Origin of the sequence: Bacillus cereus group sp. MYBKT111-2 (assembly GCF_051915205.1) — a bacterium.
Lineage (GTDB): Bacteria > Bacillota > Bacilli > Bacillales > Bacillaceae_G > Bacillus_A > Bacillus_A paranthracis.
In genome coordinates this window covers 266,554-281,815 of the sequence record NZ_JBQAEG010000004.1, presented here as the reverse complement: position 1 = coordinate 281,815, position 15,262 = coordinate 266,554, and the positions used below count along the sequence as shown (strand labels likewise).

Here is a 15,262-nt window from a genome sequence, read left to right as displayed (position 1 = left end):
AAGTATATAATAAAAATATCGCTCAAAACAATAAAGTTTTATTGTAAAACAATAAAAGGTGTATTAAAATCAAAAACAGGATAAATAAGTGTGGTGCTTTTATCGAAAATGTAGCAACGTTATTTTTAAAATTAGAGGAGGTATAAATATGAACATTCACAATTTGATTATCGAAAATATGGATAACCCTCATGAGTTGGAGAGAATGTATAGAAAAGACCCGAAAGCTTTTAAAAAGTCATTCTCACAAGCATGGGATGAAAACTCTGATTCTCAGGTGCTAGCTGCCTGGTATGAAAGGTTGCATTTCAAGGGAAAGACAAATGCAGAAAAAATATCACTGTTTCAAAAAGGTTTCTTATTCATGGGCATGTTAGCTATTCTAGCTGGGCTAAGCACTAGAATCATTTTCCACTTTGTCGAGCAGGAAGCAATTGCTCCAATTAACCTAGCTTTTGGTGTAATTCCCTTTATCGCTGCTTATTTTGTTTACAATAATACCCCGAAAAAAAGTATTATTTATTTCCTTGCAGCGTTGTTCCTAATTGCTGGGTTGTATCTTAATATGTTGCCATTAAATTATAAAGACAGCAGTATCCTTGCTTATTTACATCTTCCTATATTGTTATGGGTCTTATTGGGACTTGCATTTACAGGAAATGAATATTCAAAAGGTAATACAAGATTAGCTTATATTAAATTTAATTTAGAATATGGTCTTCTCTACGCGAGCATGGCAGTGAGTGGAATGATACTAGCAGTATTCACCATGCGATTATTTAGTTTTGTTGACTTGGATATAGGAGAGTTCTATTTTAGTAATGTTGTTTTATTTGGAGCTGCCGCTCTCGCTGTAGTGGCTGCATACTTAGTATCATTGAATCTTAAACTTGCTAAAAATATTACACCATACATATCTAAAATTTTTAGTCCACTTGTCTTGATTACGTTGCTAATCTATCTTATAACGGTTATATGGGTCGGGAAAAATCCTTTCTTGGACCGCAATTTCTTAATGGCCTTCAACGGAATACTCCTTGGCGTGTTGGCCGTTACCATATTTTCTATCGTTGAGAGTGATTCGGATGAGAAAAAGAACATTTCAGATTATATAAATTTTGCCTTAATTGTTCTGGCGCTTATTATTGACACTGTCGCTTTATCAGCCATTGTATTCAGACTTTCTTCTTACGGGATTACACCTAATAGACTTGCTGTTTTAGGGGTAAACATACTGATCTGGGCAAATTTAATTTGGATTATGTTTTCCTATATGCGGTTCTTGCAAAGCAAATCAGGACCGACAGCTATCCAAGATGCCGTTACGAAGTATTTACCAATTTATGGACTTTGGGCAGCGTTCGTTATATTTACTTTTCCTTTAATGTTTAATTAGAATGGATTTGTTAATATAGCGTGTCTAAAACGTATAAAATCCTTAGAGTCGATAATTATCGTTACTTCTATAATTTCTCGACAATAAAAAAACGTCCTAAAGTAGGACGTTTTTTTATGTGTATTGCCGTCTTTTCTTAATAAGTAACAACACTTGTGAAACACAAGCAAGTACTGGCAGTTCAATTAACGGCCCAATAACAAGTGCAAGTGCGATAAGAGGTTCGTCTGGGAAAGCAGTCACAGCAATAGCGAGTGCTACAGGCGAGTTTCTTGCTAACGTTGTTAAATTTAGACTTACTGTATCTTTATAAGATAAACGCATAACGCGCCCGATAAATTGTCCTAGTACAAAATTAATGATGAAGAACAATAGAACAGGAATGAGTAATAATAAAACGACATTCATATTTTGTAGTAAATATTTACCTTGTGATGCAAACATCGCTACGATTGCTAAACTTAAAAATACAATTTGGGCAGAGCTGAAAAACGGAATGAGTGTATTCTCGAGCGTTTCAGCTTTTTTCAGTTTATTCATAATGAATTTTGTAGCGTGTGCAAGTAAAAATGGTAAGACGATTACGATAACAATACTTTCTACTAAAACAGAAACCGCAACAGTCTTCATAACACCAGCGAATAAAAATAAATAAATGGGAAGTAGTAGTACTTGCAAAATTAAATTTACTGGTAAAATCGCTGTAGAAAGTGCTACGTTACCTTTTGCTATTTCAGTAAAGATTAAGTACCAATCTGTACATGGAGTAACCATTAACATAATAAATCCAACCCAAAGTGCAGGGTGATCTGAAAGAAATAGTGCTCCTAATCCCCAAGCGAGTAAAGGTGTCCATAAAAAGTTAATAGTAAGACTTGTTCCAGCAAATTTTAAATTACGAAATCCGTTTTTTATTTCTTTCAATGGGATGCTGAGGAATAATCCATATAGCATGAAAAATAAAAAGGGAACAATAAATTTGTCTGAATACATATGTATAACATTAAATTGTCCAAGTATGATGCCGCATGTAACAGCAAAAAGAATAATAAAAGTTTGAATCTTTTCTATCGTGCTCATGAATGAATCCTTTCTAAATATGAAATTTCCTCTCTAATTTTATTATACAAGTAATAAAGTCGTATTTGGTGTTCAATTGTATTTTAGTAAATGTTTTTAATTTGAGATTTATTTTTTTATTAAAAGCTACTTGACTAAAGTAAGTGGCTATATTACAATCACTTACATAAGGTAATTAAATAACAAAAAGTTTTAATTAACTTTCCTTAAGGTATCAATTGGAACTTTTTATTAGAATAAGAATTTTTGTGATGATGAATAATGAATATGAAAAGAAAGTTTAGGTGAAGAAAATGGGATTATTTAGCTCGTTATTTGGTAAAAAAGAAGAAAATACAAAAGTAGAGGGGAATAAAACAATGTCAAAAGTATTATTTGTAAAAGCAAACGATCGCCCAGCGGAGCAAGCAGTTAGTTCAAAAATGTATGAAACATTTGTAAATACTTATAAAGAAGCAAATCCGAATACAGAAATTACAGAGTTAGATTTATTTGCATTAGATCTTCCTTATTACGGAAATATTGCTATTTCAGGTGGATACAAACGTAGTCAAGGTATGGAATTAACAGCAGAAGAAGAGAAGGCAGTTGCTACAGTAGATCAATATTTAAATCAGTTTTTAGAAGCTGATAAAGTTGTATTTGCATTCCCATTATGGAACTTTACTGTACCAGCACCATTAATCACATATATTTCATATTTATCTCAAGCTGGAAAAACGTTTAAATATACAGCTAATGGTCCAGAAGGTTTAGCTGGTGGTAAAAAAGTAGTTGTGTTAGGTGCTCGTGGTTCAGATTACTCTTCAGAACAAATGGCTCCTATGGAAATGGCAGTTAATTACGTAACAACTGTACTTGGATTCTGGGGAATTACAAATCCAGAAACTGTTGTAATTGAAGGACACAACCAATATCCGGATCGCTCACAACAAATTGTTGAAGAAGGTTTAGAGAACGTTAAGAAAGTGGCGGCGAAATTTTAATTAATTGATAGTAAAAATGGAAAAACCAACATGGATGACCATGTTGGTTTTTTAGTCTATTTCTATGTTAAAAAATGTATATTTATAAAATGAATGAAAAGTTTGAAAATAGTATTGCAAAATATTATATATCAAACTATAATGAGTTCAAGAATAGTTGATACTTAAGTTAAATATTCAGAAAATTCAATTAGTTAAAATTGGAAATGACATAGGTTATTTTGAATGGAGGTTATATTATGACGAATAAAGTACCGTTTTCGTTCATAGTTGTTATTGGTTTAATGTTATTTGCACTATTTTTCGGGGCAGGAAATTTAATATTCCCAGCAATGCTTGGTCAATCGGCAGGAGAGAATGTTTGGATTGCTAATGCAGGATTTTTAGTAACAGGTGTAGGTTTACCGTTGCTAGGGGTATTAGCATTTGGAATTTCAGGTAAAGAAGATTTACAATCGTTAGCAAGTCGTGTACATCCAGTGTTCGGCATTGTATTTACGACAGTTTTATATTTAGCGATTGGTCCACTATTCGCTATTCCGAGAACAGGCAGCGTTTCTTATGAAATTGGTATGAAGCCTTTTGTACCAGAAGCTATGGGTTCTTCAGCACTCATTCTTTTTACAATTATATTCTTTAGCATTACTTGTTTTTTTTCGCTAAATCCCGCGAAAATTGTCGATATTGTAGGAAAAATCTTAACGCCAATTAAATTAACGTTTATTGGGATTTTAGTAGTATTTGCTTTTATTCATCCAATGGGAGAAATGCAAGCACCTGCAGAGGCATATACATCACATGCGTTCTTTAAAGGATTCCAAGAAGGTTACTTAACAATGGATACGTTGGCTTCATTCGTATTCGGTATTATCATCATCAATGCGATTAAAGAAAAGGGCGCAAAAACAAAAAAAGACATTATGATTGTTTGTGCAAAAGCAACATTGATTGCTGCATCTATTTTAGCAATGATCTATTCAGCACTTTCATTTATGGGGGCTTCAAGTGTTGCAAAACTTGGTCATTTAGATAATGGTGGTGCAGTATTAGCAAAAGTTTCAAACTATTATTTTGGGTCATACGGCGGAATTATATTAGGGATTATGGTTACAGCAGCATGTTTAACGACTAGTGTAGGACTTGTTTCAGCGTGTTCTTCATTCTTCCATAAACTATTCCCGAATGTTTCGTATAAAAAGATAGCAATCATCTTATCAGTGTTCAGTGCAGTTGTTGCGAATGTAGGTTTAACGCAATTAATTGCAATTTCTGTTCCTGTATTAATCGCGATTTATCCATTAGCAATCGTCTTAATTTTCCTAACGCTCCTTCATCCATTGTTTAAAGGACGAGCAGAAGTGTATCAAGGTAGCTTATTAATTACATTTATTGTAAGTGTGTTCGATGGATTGAATGCAGCTGGTATGAAGTTAGCAGTAGTAAATGATTTTCTTACTAAAATACTTCCAATGCATGAAGTTGGGTTAGGGTGGATTTTACCAGCACTTATTGGCGGATTGATCGGGTATGTCATTAGCATTGTGAAAGCAAAAAATCAGGTTCAACCAGCAGCTAGTGTGGATAAGAAAATAGGTTAAATAAAAAAGTTATAGAACTTGTTTCTATAACTTTTTTTGTTACTATTAATAATGAGAGAAAATAAAGTAGTAGGGGAAATAAAATGAAAAAAACAATTGATCACATCGGCATCGCAGTGCGCGATATAGATAGTACGATAAGCTTTTATGAAAAGGTATTGTTAGGAACATTAATAGATCGTTACGTAAGTGAGGCACCTGGTGTTGAAAGCGAAGTAGCCATTCTTGAAGTGGATGGAGATAGAATCGAATTACTTGCACCGACGAATAATACGACGTCACCAATTGCCAGATTCATTAAACAAAAAGGTAAAGGTGTACATCATGTTGCATATCGAGTAGATGATTTAGATGTAGCTTTAGAGGAATTGAAAGAACAAGGAATTCGAACTTTAGAGCATACACTTCGAATGAATAAACATGGCAGAAGATTAATCTATCTTAACCCAGCGGATACAGAGGGAACAATCATAGAGTATTGTGATTATCCGGAAGAGAAATAGAAAAAAGATATTTTTAAAAAGATGTTACGTAATAAAGTAACATCTTTTTATTTATGTATTTCACAATTTCTTCACAAATGATTCACGATAACTTTTCTTCTTCAGGAACTTACATAAATATATTTTATGATATAATAACAATCGACTTTAAAAATGTAAGTTGTATCTATACAGGTAGTTACTATTTTATTAGAAGTTTAGAGGTGAGAGAGAAATAAAGAGTTATACTGTATAGAAATTTATATTTAATTAGGTTAATATTTTGCCCGAGAATTAAACTTAGGAAGTTAAAGGCATGAAAATAGAGCGATGAGTAAGAAAGAAGTGAAATGATTGTGAAAGTAATGAGAAGGGTAGGGACATGGCTATTACTTGCATGTGTGCTTATTATATTGATACCGAAAAGTGCATCTGCTCATGCATACGTTGTGAAATCAAACCCTACTGAAAATGAAACATTGAAGAAAGCACCGTCTGTTGTGAAAATCGAGTTCGATGAGGACATACAAGTTTCAAGTTTTAATACATTGTACGTGAGAGATACATCAGGTACAAGAGTAGATTTAAAAGATGCTCATATTGATAAGAAAAACAAAAAGTTATTAGAAGCAGGGTTAAAAGAAAATTTAAAAAACGGTCTGTACTCTATTCAGTGGAAAGTGATTTCAGCTGATGGCCATCCAATTCAAGGAGTTATTCCATTCCGTATTGGATTAGCAGAAGTGGAAGCAGACGGTATACAAGTGGAAGAGATGGGTTACGTCCCACAAATCGATATGATTATGGAACGTGGAATTTTATATACAAGTTTCTCATTATTTATAGGAGTGCTATTCTTTAATCTTATTATGTATAAAGGGAATGCAACTTCGGTCCGATCAAGGAGTAAGAACATAATATGGATCTCCTTATTTGGTATATTGATTAGCTTGTTATTTAATCTACCATTGCAAGCGAAAATAAATGCGGATGTTTCATGGCTAGAAGCATTCAATCCTTTACTATTAAAAGAAACGTTACAGCTTTCTGTTTTTAGTTATGTATGGATTACTCAAATGGCTCTAATTAGTTCGCTTATAATCGTTACGTATTTTGCGATGAAGCGTGAGAAGCTTTCGTCGTTTAAAGTGTGGAGTATTCCAATAATATTGTTTATCGGGATACTTGTTATGAAAGCATGTAATAGTCACGCATATGGTTTAAAGTTTAAAGATATTGCTGTTGTTATGGATTTTTTACATTTATTCGCAGCTTCATTATGGATTGGTGGTTTATCGTCCATTATTCTTCTGTTACGTAATGAGGATAACAAGTGGAATATGTATTGGGATATGATTAAGCGTTTTTCACCATGGGCAACATGTGCTGTCATTGTAATTTTCATAACAGGTCTTTTTAACAGTACATTTTTTATTCCAACAATCCAATCGTTATTTGATACGAAGTATGGATTAGCTTTATTAGTAAAGATAATTTTATTCGTTTTCATGGGGATATTGGGAATTATTCATTATGTGAAAGGGAAAATGAGAGCGGAGCAAGGATTAGGTGCTACGGTGAAGGTAGAGTTTATCATTGGAATTATCATTTTCGTAATCGTAGCTTTTATGACAAACGTACAAACACCACCGATGCCTCCTACTGGACCTTTTACAGAGAGTAAACAATTAGATAATGGATATGAACTTACTTTACATGTAAGTCCTAATAAAGTAGGACAAAATACATTCCATATTACTTTAAAGGATGAGAAAGGACAACCTGTTACCGATATGGAGCAAATTATTTTAACTACGCAATCATTAGATATGAACATGGGAAAAGGTTCATTTAAAGTTTCCGCCGTTTCACCAGGAGAATATGAAGCGGAAGGTATGTATATTAACATGACAGGCAACTGGAATATACAAGTACATGGATTAACGAAATCGCTTGATAGCTTCGATACGGATTATAAATTTATTGTAGGTGGCAGATAGAGTGAAACTTTAAGCAGCCCTCATCAATTGGGCTACCCGGCAAATAGCGGGATAAAGAGTAGGTATAGATAAAAAGGAGCTAATTGAAAATGAAACGTATAAAAAAATTAGGAACAACAATGATCGCAACAGTAATTGCAATGGGAATTTTTTCGTTACCTGTTAGTGCGCACGTTACTGTGAAGCCAGCAACTTCTGACATCGGTTCTTGGGAGACTTACACGATAAAAGTACCAGTTGAAAAGAATATAGCAACAACAAAAGTTACACTGAAAATACCATCTGGAGTAGAGTTCCAACAGTATGAACCAGTGCCAGGATGGAAAGTGGAAGAGCAAAAAGATAATGCTGGAAAAGTGAAAACTGTAGTATGGGAAGCAACAGGAGAAGGGATTTTACCTGGTCAGTTCCAGCGGTTTACTTTCGTCGCTAAAAATCCGGATAAAGAACAAAAAATAGCTTGGGATGCATATCAACAATATAAAGACGGAGAAATTGTTGAATGGACAGGCGATGAGAAAGCTGAAAAACCGCATTCACTTACTACAATTGCAAAAGGTACGTCATTAACAGGAGAACATGGTGAAGTATCTAATGTAGAAAAGAATGAAGGTACTAGTAATATGCAATTGATAGCAATTGTTTTATCTATTTTGGCGATTGTATCTTCGGTAGGTACGTGTGTTTTTATGGTACGTCGTAAAAAATAAGTAATAACGATAAGAAGGAGCCTACAATCAGTAGGCTCCTTCTTATGTTAATTTACTTCACTTCAATCCGCTGCCCTACAGCAAGTGTTTTCGGCTTTATATTTACGAAACAAATACTCACTACAATAAATAATAGTCCGATGAATAAGCTAATAGTAATGGCTTCATGTAAGAAAATTGAACTTACAATAATAGCGATTAGAGGAATGAGAAATGTATAAGCTCCAACTTTACTTGCTTCACCAGCTCCAACGAGTGTGAAGTATGCAAGCCACCCCATTGCAATAACAAAGAATGAAATAAAGAGTAGTACACTAACAAACGGCATACTCCAAGCGATACTAGACCACCTTTCAAACTCTGATCCACATCCAATTAAGCAAAGTCCGCCAATAATAAGTTGCAGTGTTACCATCCAAATGGAATTAACGCGGTGCCCAGTCTTCTTAATAAATACGGTTCCAAGTGCCCAGCCAATAGCGCATCCTATCGCGAGAAGAATCCCGATAATAGAAATATGTCCAGTTAAACTGCTAGAGCTAATAACACCTACGCCAATAAATCCGAGTATAAGCCCGAAAATTTTTAAACCGTACATTGATTCTTCAAGCCATATCCACGAGAAAATACCAAGTAAAACGGGTTGTAGAAATACGATGGCGGAAAATAGACCAGCAGGCATATATTGAAGGCCGACAGTTTGTAATCCGTAAAATATAATGATGTTAAGTAAAGAAGAAATAACGTATAAATGCCAAGTTTCTTTTAAGTGTAACTCTTTGTATTTCGGTAATGCGAACAGGAGTAAAATGAATCCTCCAATTAAAGTTCGAACGCCTGCAAATAAAACGGGTGGTGTATAATGCAGGGCAAACTTAGATAAAGGCCAATTGATTCCCCACATGAAAACGAGAAAGGTAAGGATGATGGCCGTCTTAGTTCGAGAAAGCTGTGTCACTGTAAGACCTCCTTGATGTTATTCATTTCACTATGATATGATATCGACTGTAATAAATAAAATGAATCTTTTTTATGAGGAGTATAAGCGATTAGTTATGACCATTACACAACTACAAGTATTAATAAAAACTATTGAGTTAGGTAGTTTTACGAAGGCTGCCAGGGTGTTAAATATGACGCAGCCAGCTGTAAGTCATGCGATTTCAAGTATTGAGTCAGAGTTAGGAGTTACGATTCTTATACGTGATAAACGACAAGGATTACTCGTTACGGATGTAGGAAACAGAATTCTTGTACATATTAGAGAGATTTTGAACGGTGTAGAGAAGATTGAACAAGAAGTTGCGATGGAGAAAGGACACGAAGTGGGGACGATTCGAATTGGGAGTTTTCCGAGTGCTTCTGCACATTTCTTACCGAAAATGATAAACCACTTTAAGGAGAAGTATCCGAACTTAGAAGTCGTTCTTTGTGAAGGAACGATTAAAGAAGTTGAAGATTGGTTAGTATCGAGGGTTGTTGATATAGGGATTGTTATTTTACCTAATAAAGAGATGGAGATTGTTCCATTAACGAAGGGGAAAATGGTTGTTATTTTAAGAGAGGATCATCCTCTTTGCAAGAAGGATGCTATTACAATTCGTGATTTGGAGAATGAACCGATCATATTATGTAAGGGCGGATACGAACCACCCATTATCGATATGTTTAAACAAGCAAACGTACTACTTCGGGCTGAGTATGTAATTTCGACAGTTACGACAGCTTTAAATATGATTCAAGAAGGATTAGGCATTGCAATATTAGCTGAATTATCTTTAACGAATTTACCACAGAATGTGCAAACGAGAGAATTGGAACCGCAAGTATGGAGAGAAATTGCTTTAGCTGTTCCTTCATTAAAGGATTCTTCAATCGCTGTGCAGCTATTTATTGAAGAATTTCAGGCGCTATTTGCAGAATAAAAAGAGGTGTCTCGTATATTATAATGGGACACTTTTTAATTTACTTATAAAAAATATGTGAAAAGGATTGACTTATTTTTTGGTTGTAACTATAATGATTACATCGAGGTGGTGATTACGATGAAAATTAGTAGCCGCTTTTCCATAGCTGTTCATATTTTATCTATTTTGAAAAACAATCCATCTTCACTTTGTACTTCAGACTATATGGCTGAGAGTGTCAATACAAATCCAGTAGTCATTCGTAAAATGATGTCGTACTTGAAACAAGCTGGCTTTGTTTACGTAAATCGTGGACCGGGTGGCGCAGGTTTACTAAAGGATTTACATGAAATCACATTGTTAGATGTGTATCATGCAGTGAATGTAGTGGAAGAGGATAAATTATTTCACATTCATGAGCAACCGAATCCAGATTGTCCAATTGGGGCGAATATTCAAGCGGTGTTAGAAATTATTTTAATTCAAGCACAATCCGCAATGGAAGAAGTTTTGAGAAATATTACGATGGGGCAGCTGTTTGAAACTTTGCAAGAAAAAATGAATGCTTAAATCATATTTATATTTTTTTAATATTAATGTAACTTATATAGTTACAACCATAAAGGTAAGGTGTAAAAGTTATGACTGTAAAAATGAAAGTATACTCAGATTTTATATGTCCATTTTGTTTTTTAGCAAAAGGTCCATTAGATGAAGTAGCGAAAGAGAAAGATGTAGAAATTGAATGGATGCCATTTGAATTACGTCCAAGTCCATATTCAAAAATAGATCCATGGAATGAGCCAGAAAAATTAGGTTCATGGGATGCTTTCATTCTTCCGACAGCGAAGAAGTTAGGAATTGATATGCGTTTGCCACGTGTTTCTCCGCATCCATATACACATTTAGCTTTCGAAGGGTGTCAATTTGCGAAAGAACGTGGACTAGGTAATGAGTATCATCACCGCGTATTCACAGCATTTTTCCAAGAAGAGCAAAACATTGAAGATATTGATGTGTTAACAAAATTAGCGGTAGAAGTAGGACTTCCTGAGGCGGAATTTAAAGATGCTTTAGTAACTCGTAAATATAAGGAAAAGCATCAAGAAGCAATTCAGCACGCATATGATGAAGCGAATATTATGGCTGTTCCAACTGTCATGATTGGAGATGAAATCATTCAAGGGCTTGCTAGTAAAGAAACACTAGAAAGGGTCATTGATAAAGAAATTGAAAGGGATAAAACAAATTCATTTGAAGGTATGCAATGTAATACCGATGGATATTGCTAATTCGCTTGTTATGAAATAACAAAATAAATTATAAAACAAACATTTGGAGGAATTAAAATGTCAGCAACTACAACAAACTTAAAAGAAGCAATCGTGAACCGCCGTTCCATTCGTAAAGTAACAAAAAATGATGCAATTACGAAAGAAAGAATTGAAGAAGTGCTAAAAACAGCTTTACACGCACCAACATCTTTCAATATGCAAAGTGGTCGTATGGTTGTATTAATGGATGGGGAGCATGAAAAGTTTTGGGATATTGTGAAAGAAACATTAAGAGCCCGCGTACCAGCAGAAAACTTTGAAGCGACTGTAGAAAGACTAAAAGGTTTTCATGCAGGTGTAGGAACAGTTTTATTCTTTGAAGATCAAGCAACTGTAGAAAAAATGCAAGAAAACGCACCATTATATAAAGAGCAGTTCCCGTTCTGGTCTCATCAAGGAAATGCGATGTTACAACATACTGTGTGGATGTTATTATCTGCTGAAGGAATTGGGGCGTCATTACAGCATTACAACCCAATCGTAGATGCTGAAGTGAAAGAAACTTGGAACATTCCAGCAGAGTGGAGCTTAGTAGGTCAAATGCCATTTGGTGAACCAAACGAACAACCAGCAGAAAGAACGTTCTTGCCTACTGAAGATGTAGTGAAATTTTATTAAGAAATACAATATGTAACGAGAAGGAAGCTGTGCTTAAGAACAGCTTCCTTTTTTGTAGTGGTGTTAATTTATGCGCATTTAGGGAAGAAATATAAGAAATAATCCGTTGAGAAGGGAATTAGGAAAATGAATGATGAGAAAAAATATACAGTGGTAGGTACTGATGTTGAGGAAGTAAAGCGTTTAAATAAAAATTCAGGATTAACGTATAATCAAGTGAAAGAAATGTTAGCAAAGCAAATGCAAAAAAAGAGCTAGATAGATATTTAGTAGAAAAGGGTTTAGACGCTTTAGTTATGATTAACAACGAGGAAGTTCTTCTATCCGCTGTAGCTGGCTATCCAGAATTAGCGGTGCCAGCAGGATATGATAACAATGGAGAGCCAGTAGGTGCAGTGTTTGTCGGGAAGCAATTCGGTGAGAAGGAACTGCTCAATATTGGATATGCGTATGAGCAGCAGTCTAAAAATAGAAAACCACCTAAATTGTAAAAGGTTAAACGAAAAAAAGAGCTCAACTGAAGTAAGTAGGTGAGCTAATATAAATAGAATCTAACAATATAAAAAGAAAAAAAGGATTCTTCCTAATTAGTAAGAAAGATTGTCTATAGAAGTTCATAAAATGTAGTATATTCAAATTCCATCCATTGAAGGGGGAGGTTAAATCTTAATGAATGAAGTGAAAAATTTTTTTCGAAGTAGAGGGTTTCAACGGTTTCTCGTTTTAATAATAGTAGCGCTTGTATTATATGGATTAAAAAGTATGATCAACTTAATATTAATTACGTTTATACTGACATTTTTAATGGATCGATTTCAACGTTTTATTTCAAAGAAATTGAAAGTGAACCGGAAAATTGTTATCGCCTGTTTGTATATCATATTAGTTTCCTTTATTGGCACGACATTGTATAAATATTTACCTGTGTTAACGATACAAATTTCGCAATTGATTTATCAATTTAAATTGTTTTTTCAAAACCCGCCTGATAATGAAATCATTAAATATGCACTTTCGACAATTAACGGAATGGAAGTATCAAAGTATATAGAACAAGGTGTAGATGTCATCTATCAATCGATAGCAAATATAGGGAAGGTAAGTTTACAAATATTATTGTCTCTCATATTAAGCTTATTTTTCTTATTAGAAAAAGAGCGTATTATTACCTTTACTTCTAAATTTAAAGAGAGTAAGCTAAAGATTTTTTATGAGGAGATTGCATATTTTGGCGAAAGGTTTGCAAGATCGTTCGGTAAAGTAATTGAAGCACAGTTTTTAATTGCGGTTGTAAATTGTATTCTTACTGTTATTGCATTAATTGTTTTAGGATTTCCGCAGCTTCTCGTATTAGCTGTTATGATTTTTCTACTAGGGTTGATTCCAGTTGCAGGTGTGATTATTTCTTTATTTCCACTTTGTATTATTGCTTATAACGTAGGCGGAGTTATATACGTTGTGTACATACTTGTGTTCATTACAGTCATCCATGCTCTTGAAAGTTATTTTTTAAACCCGAAGTTTATGTCTGCGAAAACAAATTTACCAATCTTTTATACATTTATGATTCTCATTTTTTCAGAACATTTCCTTGGAATATGGGGGCTTATTATTGGGATACCAATCTTCATCTTTTTATTAGATGTACTTGATGTAAATAATGAGGAATCGATTAAAAAATAATAGGAAACAACCGATGTTTTCAAGGGACGAATAGATCGGTTGTTTGTATCCTGAAAAATCTTAATTGACAGTAGTTAATCAATAGTAAGGGTGGAAAGCGACTGATTAAAGGATTCACTTTATTCTTTCTTAGTGGGTGGAAGTTTAAGGAATTTATTTACAATTAAAGCTATAATAACAGCGATAAAAAGAAATAATGCGATTATGCCAATTCCCATACCTGCCCATCCACCGATAAGGAAGATACTTATCGGTATTGTTAATAAGCATATAATAAGTAGTATGAATCCAAGGTTTTTATCATATTTTTGAGTCGGAAATAGAGTCCTGATAATTAAGAAGAGGAAAAGTATTAAGAAGGAAGCAGCCAATAAGAGGATTATAATTGTCCAAGAGTCATTCATGAAATCACTCCTTTCTATTGTGGATAATATTAACATTTATCGTAAGGAAGGGATAGTCAAAATAAAAAGCAATCCAAAAAATTTGGATTGCTTTTTCACATATATGATTAAAGAACAGGAGCCATTGTTTCTTTCAACACTTGAACTGAGTGATCGAATTTTAATTCTTCGTCTTCACTTAATTCTACTTCTAAAATTTCACGAACACCGCCGCGATTTAAAACAGCAGGTACACCGATATACACATCTTTTTGACCGTATTGACCTTCTAAATATGCCGAAACAGTTAATACACTATTTTCGTCGTTTAAAATTGCCTTAGTAACGCGTAGAAGTGACATACCGATACCATAGTATGTTGCGCCTTTTCGTTCAATAATATGGTAAGCTGCATCACGAACGTTTATGAAGATTTTGTCTAAATCTTCTTGATTATACGTATTGTCTTTTTCAAGCAGTGTTTGTAGTTTTTGAATACCAACTGATACGTGACTCCAAACAGGAAGTTCCGTATCACCATGTTCTCCGATAATATAAGCATGAATGTTGTGTGGACCAATATTGAAGTACTCACCTAACATATAGCGGAAACGAGCAGAATCAAGTGTTGTGCCAGAACCAATTACGCGTTCTTTCGGTAAACCAGATTCTTTCCAAGTTACGTAAGTTAAAATATCGACAGGGTTAGTTGCGATTAAGAAGATACCATCAAATCCGCTATCCATAATACTGCGCACGATTTGTTTAAAGATTTTTGCATTTTTCTCAACTAAATCTAAACGTGTTTCGCCTGGCTTTTGTGGTAATCCAGCCGTAATGACTACAAGGTCAGCATCTTTACAATCTTCGTAGCTACCTTTCCATACTCTAGTTGGAGCTGGAGCAAATGGAACGGCATGACTTAAATCCATCGCTTCTCCTTCAGCTTTTGCTTCGTTTACATCAACTAAAACAAATTCTTCAGCTACAGCTTGGTTAATCATGCAGTAAGCATAACTACATCCAACTGCTCCTGTTCCGACTAATACAACACGGTTAATACCTTTTTTCATTTCAAAATTCCT

General features: G+C 34.2%; 16 protein-coding genes and 1 pseudogene. 13 read left to right on the top strand and 4 right to left on the bottom strand.

The annotated features are described in order from the left end of the window. The first annotated feature begins 148 nt into the window (after positions 1–148). Positions 149–1,396, top strand: a complete 1,248-nt coding sequence (locus ACTFNE_RS13740; protein ID WP_046197671.1) for a DUF4153 domain-containing protein — start codon at positions 149–151, stop codon at positions 1,394–1,396. A 114-nt stretch (positions 1,397–1,510) separates the two neighbouring features. On the opposite strand, the gene ACTFNE_RS13735 is transcribed toward ACTFNE_RS13740, so the two are convergent. Then, positions 1,511–2,476, bottom strand: coding sequence for an arsenic resistance protein (locus tag ACTFNE_RS13735; protein ID WP_046197670.1), 966 nt, complete (start codon positions 2,474–2,476; stop codon positions 1,511–1,513). Positions 2,477–2,769: 293 nt separating this feature from the next. Here ACTFNE_RS13735 and ACTFNE_RS13730 point away from each other — a divergent pair, with 293 nt between their 5' ends. The 5 genes from ACTFNE_RS13730 to ACTFNE_RS13710 all read left to right on the top strand — a co-directional run bounded on the left by ACTFNE_RS13730 (position 2,770) and on the right by ACTFNE_RS13710 (position 8,252). After that, positions 2,770–3,462: an FMN-dependent NADH-azoreductase gene (locus tag ACTFNE_RS13730; RefSeq protein WP_046197669.1), complete on the top strand. Its 693-nt coding sequence runs from the start codon at positions 2,770–2,772 to the stop codon at positions 3,460–3,462. 239 nt (positions 3,463–3,701) lie between these two features. After that, positions 3,702–5,060 (top strand): branched-chain amino acid transport system II carrier protein, encoded by a 1,359-nt coding sequence (brnQ, locus tag ACTFNE_RS13725; protein WP_000182722.1) that lies wholly within the window; start codon positions 3,702–3,704, stop codon positions 5,058–5,060. 83 nt (positions 5,061–5,143) lie between these two features. Next, entirely contained in the window at positions 5,144–5,563 is a 420-nt protein-coding gene (locus ACTFNE_RS13720; protein WP_000750862.1) for a VOC family protein, read from the top strand. Positions 5,564–5,892: 329 nt separating this feature from the next. Beyond that, complete coding sequence (locus tag ACTFNE_RS13715; protein ID WP_046197668.1) at positions 5,893–7,542, top strand: copper resistance CopC/CopD family protein; 1,650 nt, start codon at positions 5,893–5,895, stop codon at positions 7,540–7,542. Between the two features lie 89 nt (positions 7,543–7,631). After that, positions 7,632–8,252: a YcnI family copper-binding membrane protein gene (locus tag ACTFNE_RS13710; protein ID WP_046197667.1), complete on the top strand. Its 621-nt coding sequence runs from the start codon at positions 7,632–7,634 to the stop codon at positions 8,250–8,252. A gap of 52 nt (positions 8,253–8,304) precedes the next feature. Here ACTFNE_RS13710 and ACTFNE_RS13705 read toward each other — a convergent pair whose 3' ends face one another. After that, positions 8,305–9,210, bottom strand: coding sequence for a DMT family transporter (locus ACTFNE_RS13705; RefSeq protein WP_046197666.1), 906 nt, complete (start codon positions 9,208–9,210; stop codon positions 8,305–8,307). A 97-nt stretch (positions 9,211–9,307) separates the two neighbouring features. Here ACTFNE_RS13705 and ACTFNE_RS13700 point away from each other — a divergent pair, with 97 nt between their 5' ends. From ACTFNE_RS13700 to ACTFNE_RS13670, 7 genes and pseudogenes are all read left to right on the top strand, one after another. Next, complete coding sequence (locus ACTFNE_RS13700) at positions 9,308–10,177, top strand: LysR family transcriptional regulator (RefSeq protein ID WP_046197665.1); 870 nt, start codon at positions 9,308–9,310, stop codon at positions 10,175–10,177. A 120-nt stretch (positions 10,178–10,297) separates the two neighbouring features. Beyond that, positions 10,298–10,729, top strand: a complete 432-nt coding sequence (locus tag ACTFNE_RS13695; RefSeq protein WP_000704088.1) for an Rrf2 family transcriptional regulator — start codon at positions 10,298–10,300, stop codon at positions 10,727–10,729. 71 nt (positions 10,730–10,800) lie between these two features. After that, positions 10,801–11,451, top strand: a complete 651-nt coding sequence (locus ACTFNE_RS13690) for a DsbA family oxidoreductase (protein ID WP_046197664.1) — start codon at positions 10,801–10,803, stop codon at positions 11,449–11,451. Between the two features lie 57 nt (positions 11,452–11,508). Beyond that, a complete protein-coding gene (locus tag ACTFNE_RS13685) occupies positions 11,509–12,111 on the top strand; it encodes a nitroreductase family protein (RefSeq protein ID WP_001277028.1) in 603 nt (200 codons plus the stop codon). A 126-nt stretch (positions 12,112–12,237) separates the two neighbouring features. Then, positions 12,238–12,369, top strand: a complete 132-nt coding sequence (locus ACTFNE_RS13680; protein WP_046197663.1) for a hypothetical protein — start codon at positions 12,238–12,240, stop codon at positions 12,367–12,369. After that, positions 12,342–12,602, top strand: a pseudogene (locus ACTFNE_RS13675) (amidase family protein); the annotation flags it as partial. The gene ACTFNE_RS13680 and the pseudogene ACTFNE_RS13675, both read left to right, overlap by 28 nt. A 178-nt stretch (positions 12,603–12,780) precedes the next feature. Next, the gene (locus ACTFNE_RS13670; protein ID WP_001006583.1) at positions 12,781–13,794 is read left to right on the top strand and encodes an AI-2E family transporter; all 1,014 of its coding nucleotides are present in this window, start codon (positions 12,781–12,783) and stop codon (positions 13,792–13,794) included. 119 nt (positions 13,795–13,913) lie between these two features. On the opposite strand, the gene ACTFNE_RS13665 is transcribed toward ACTFNE_RS13670, so the two are convergent. Together ACTFNE_RS13665 and ACTFNE_RS13660 are read right to left on the bottom strand one after the other, a co-directional pair. Then, complete coding sequence (locus ACTFNE_RS13665) at positions 13,914–14,198, bottom strand: YesK family protein (protein WP_046197661.1); 285 nt, start codon at positions 14,196–14,198, stop codon at positions 13,914–13,916. A 107-nt stretch (positions 14,199–14,305) separates the two neighbouring features. Continuing rightward, entirely contained in the window at positions 14,306–15,250 is a 945-nt protein-coding gene (locus ACTFNE_RS13660) for an L-lactate dehydrogenase (protein WP_000715326.1), read from the bottom strand. Between the last annotated feature and the right edge of the window lie 12 nt (positions 15,251–15,262).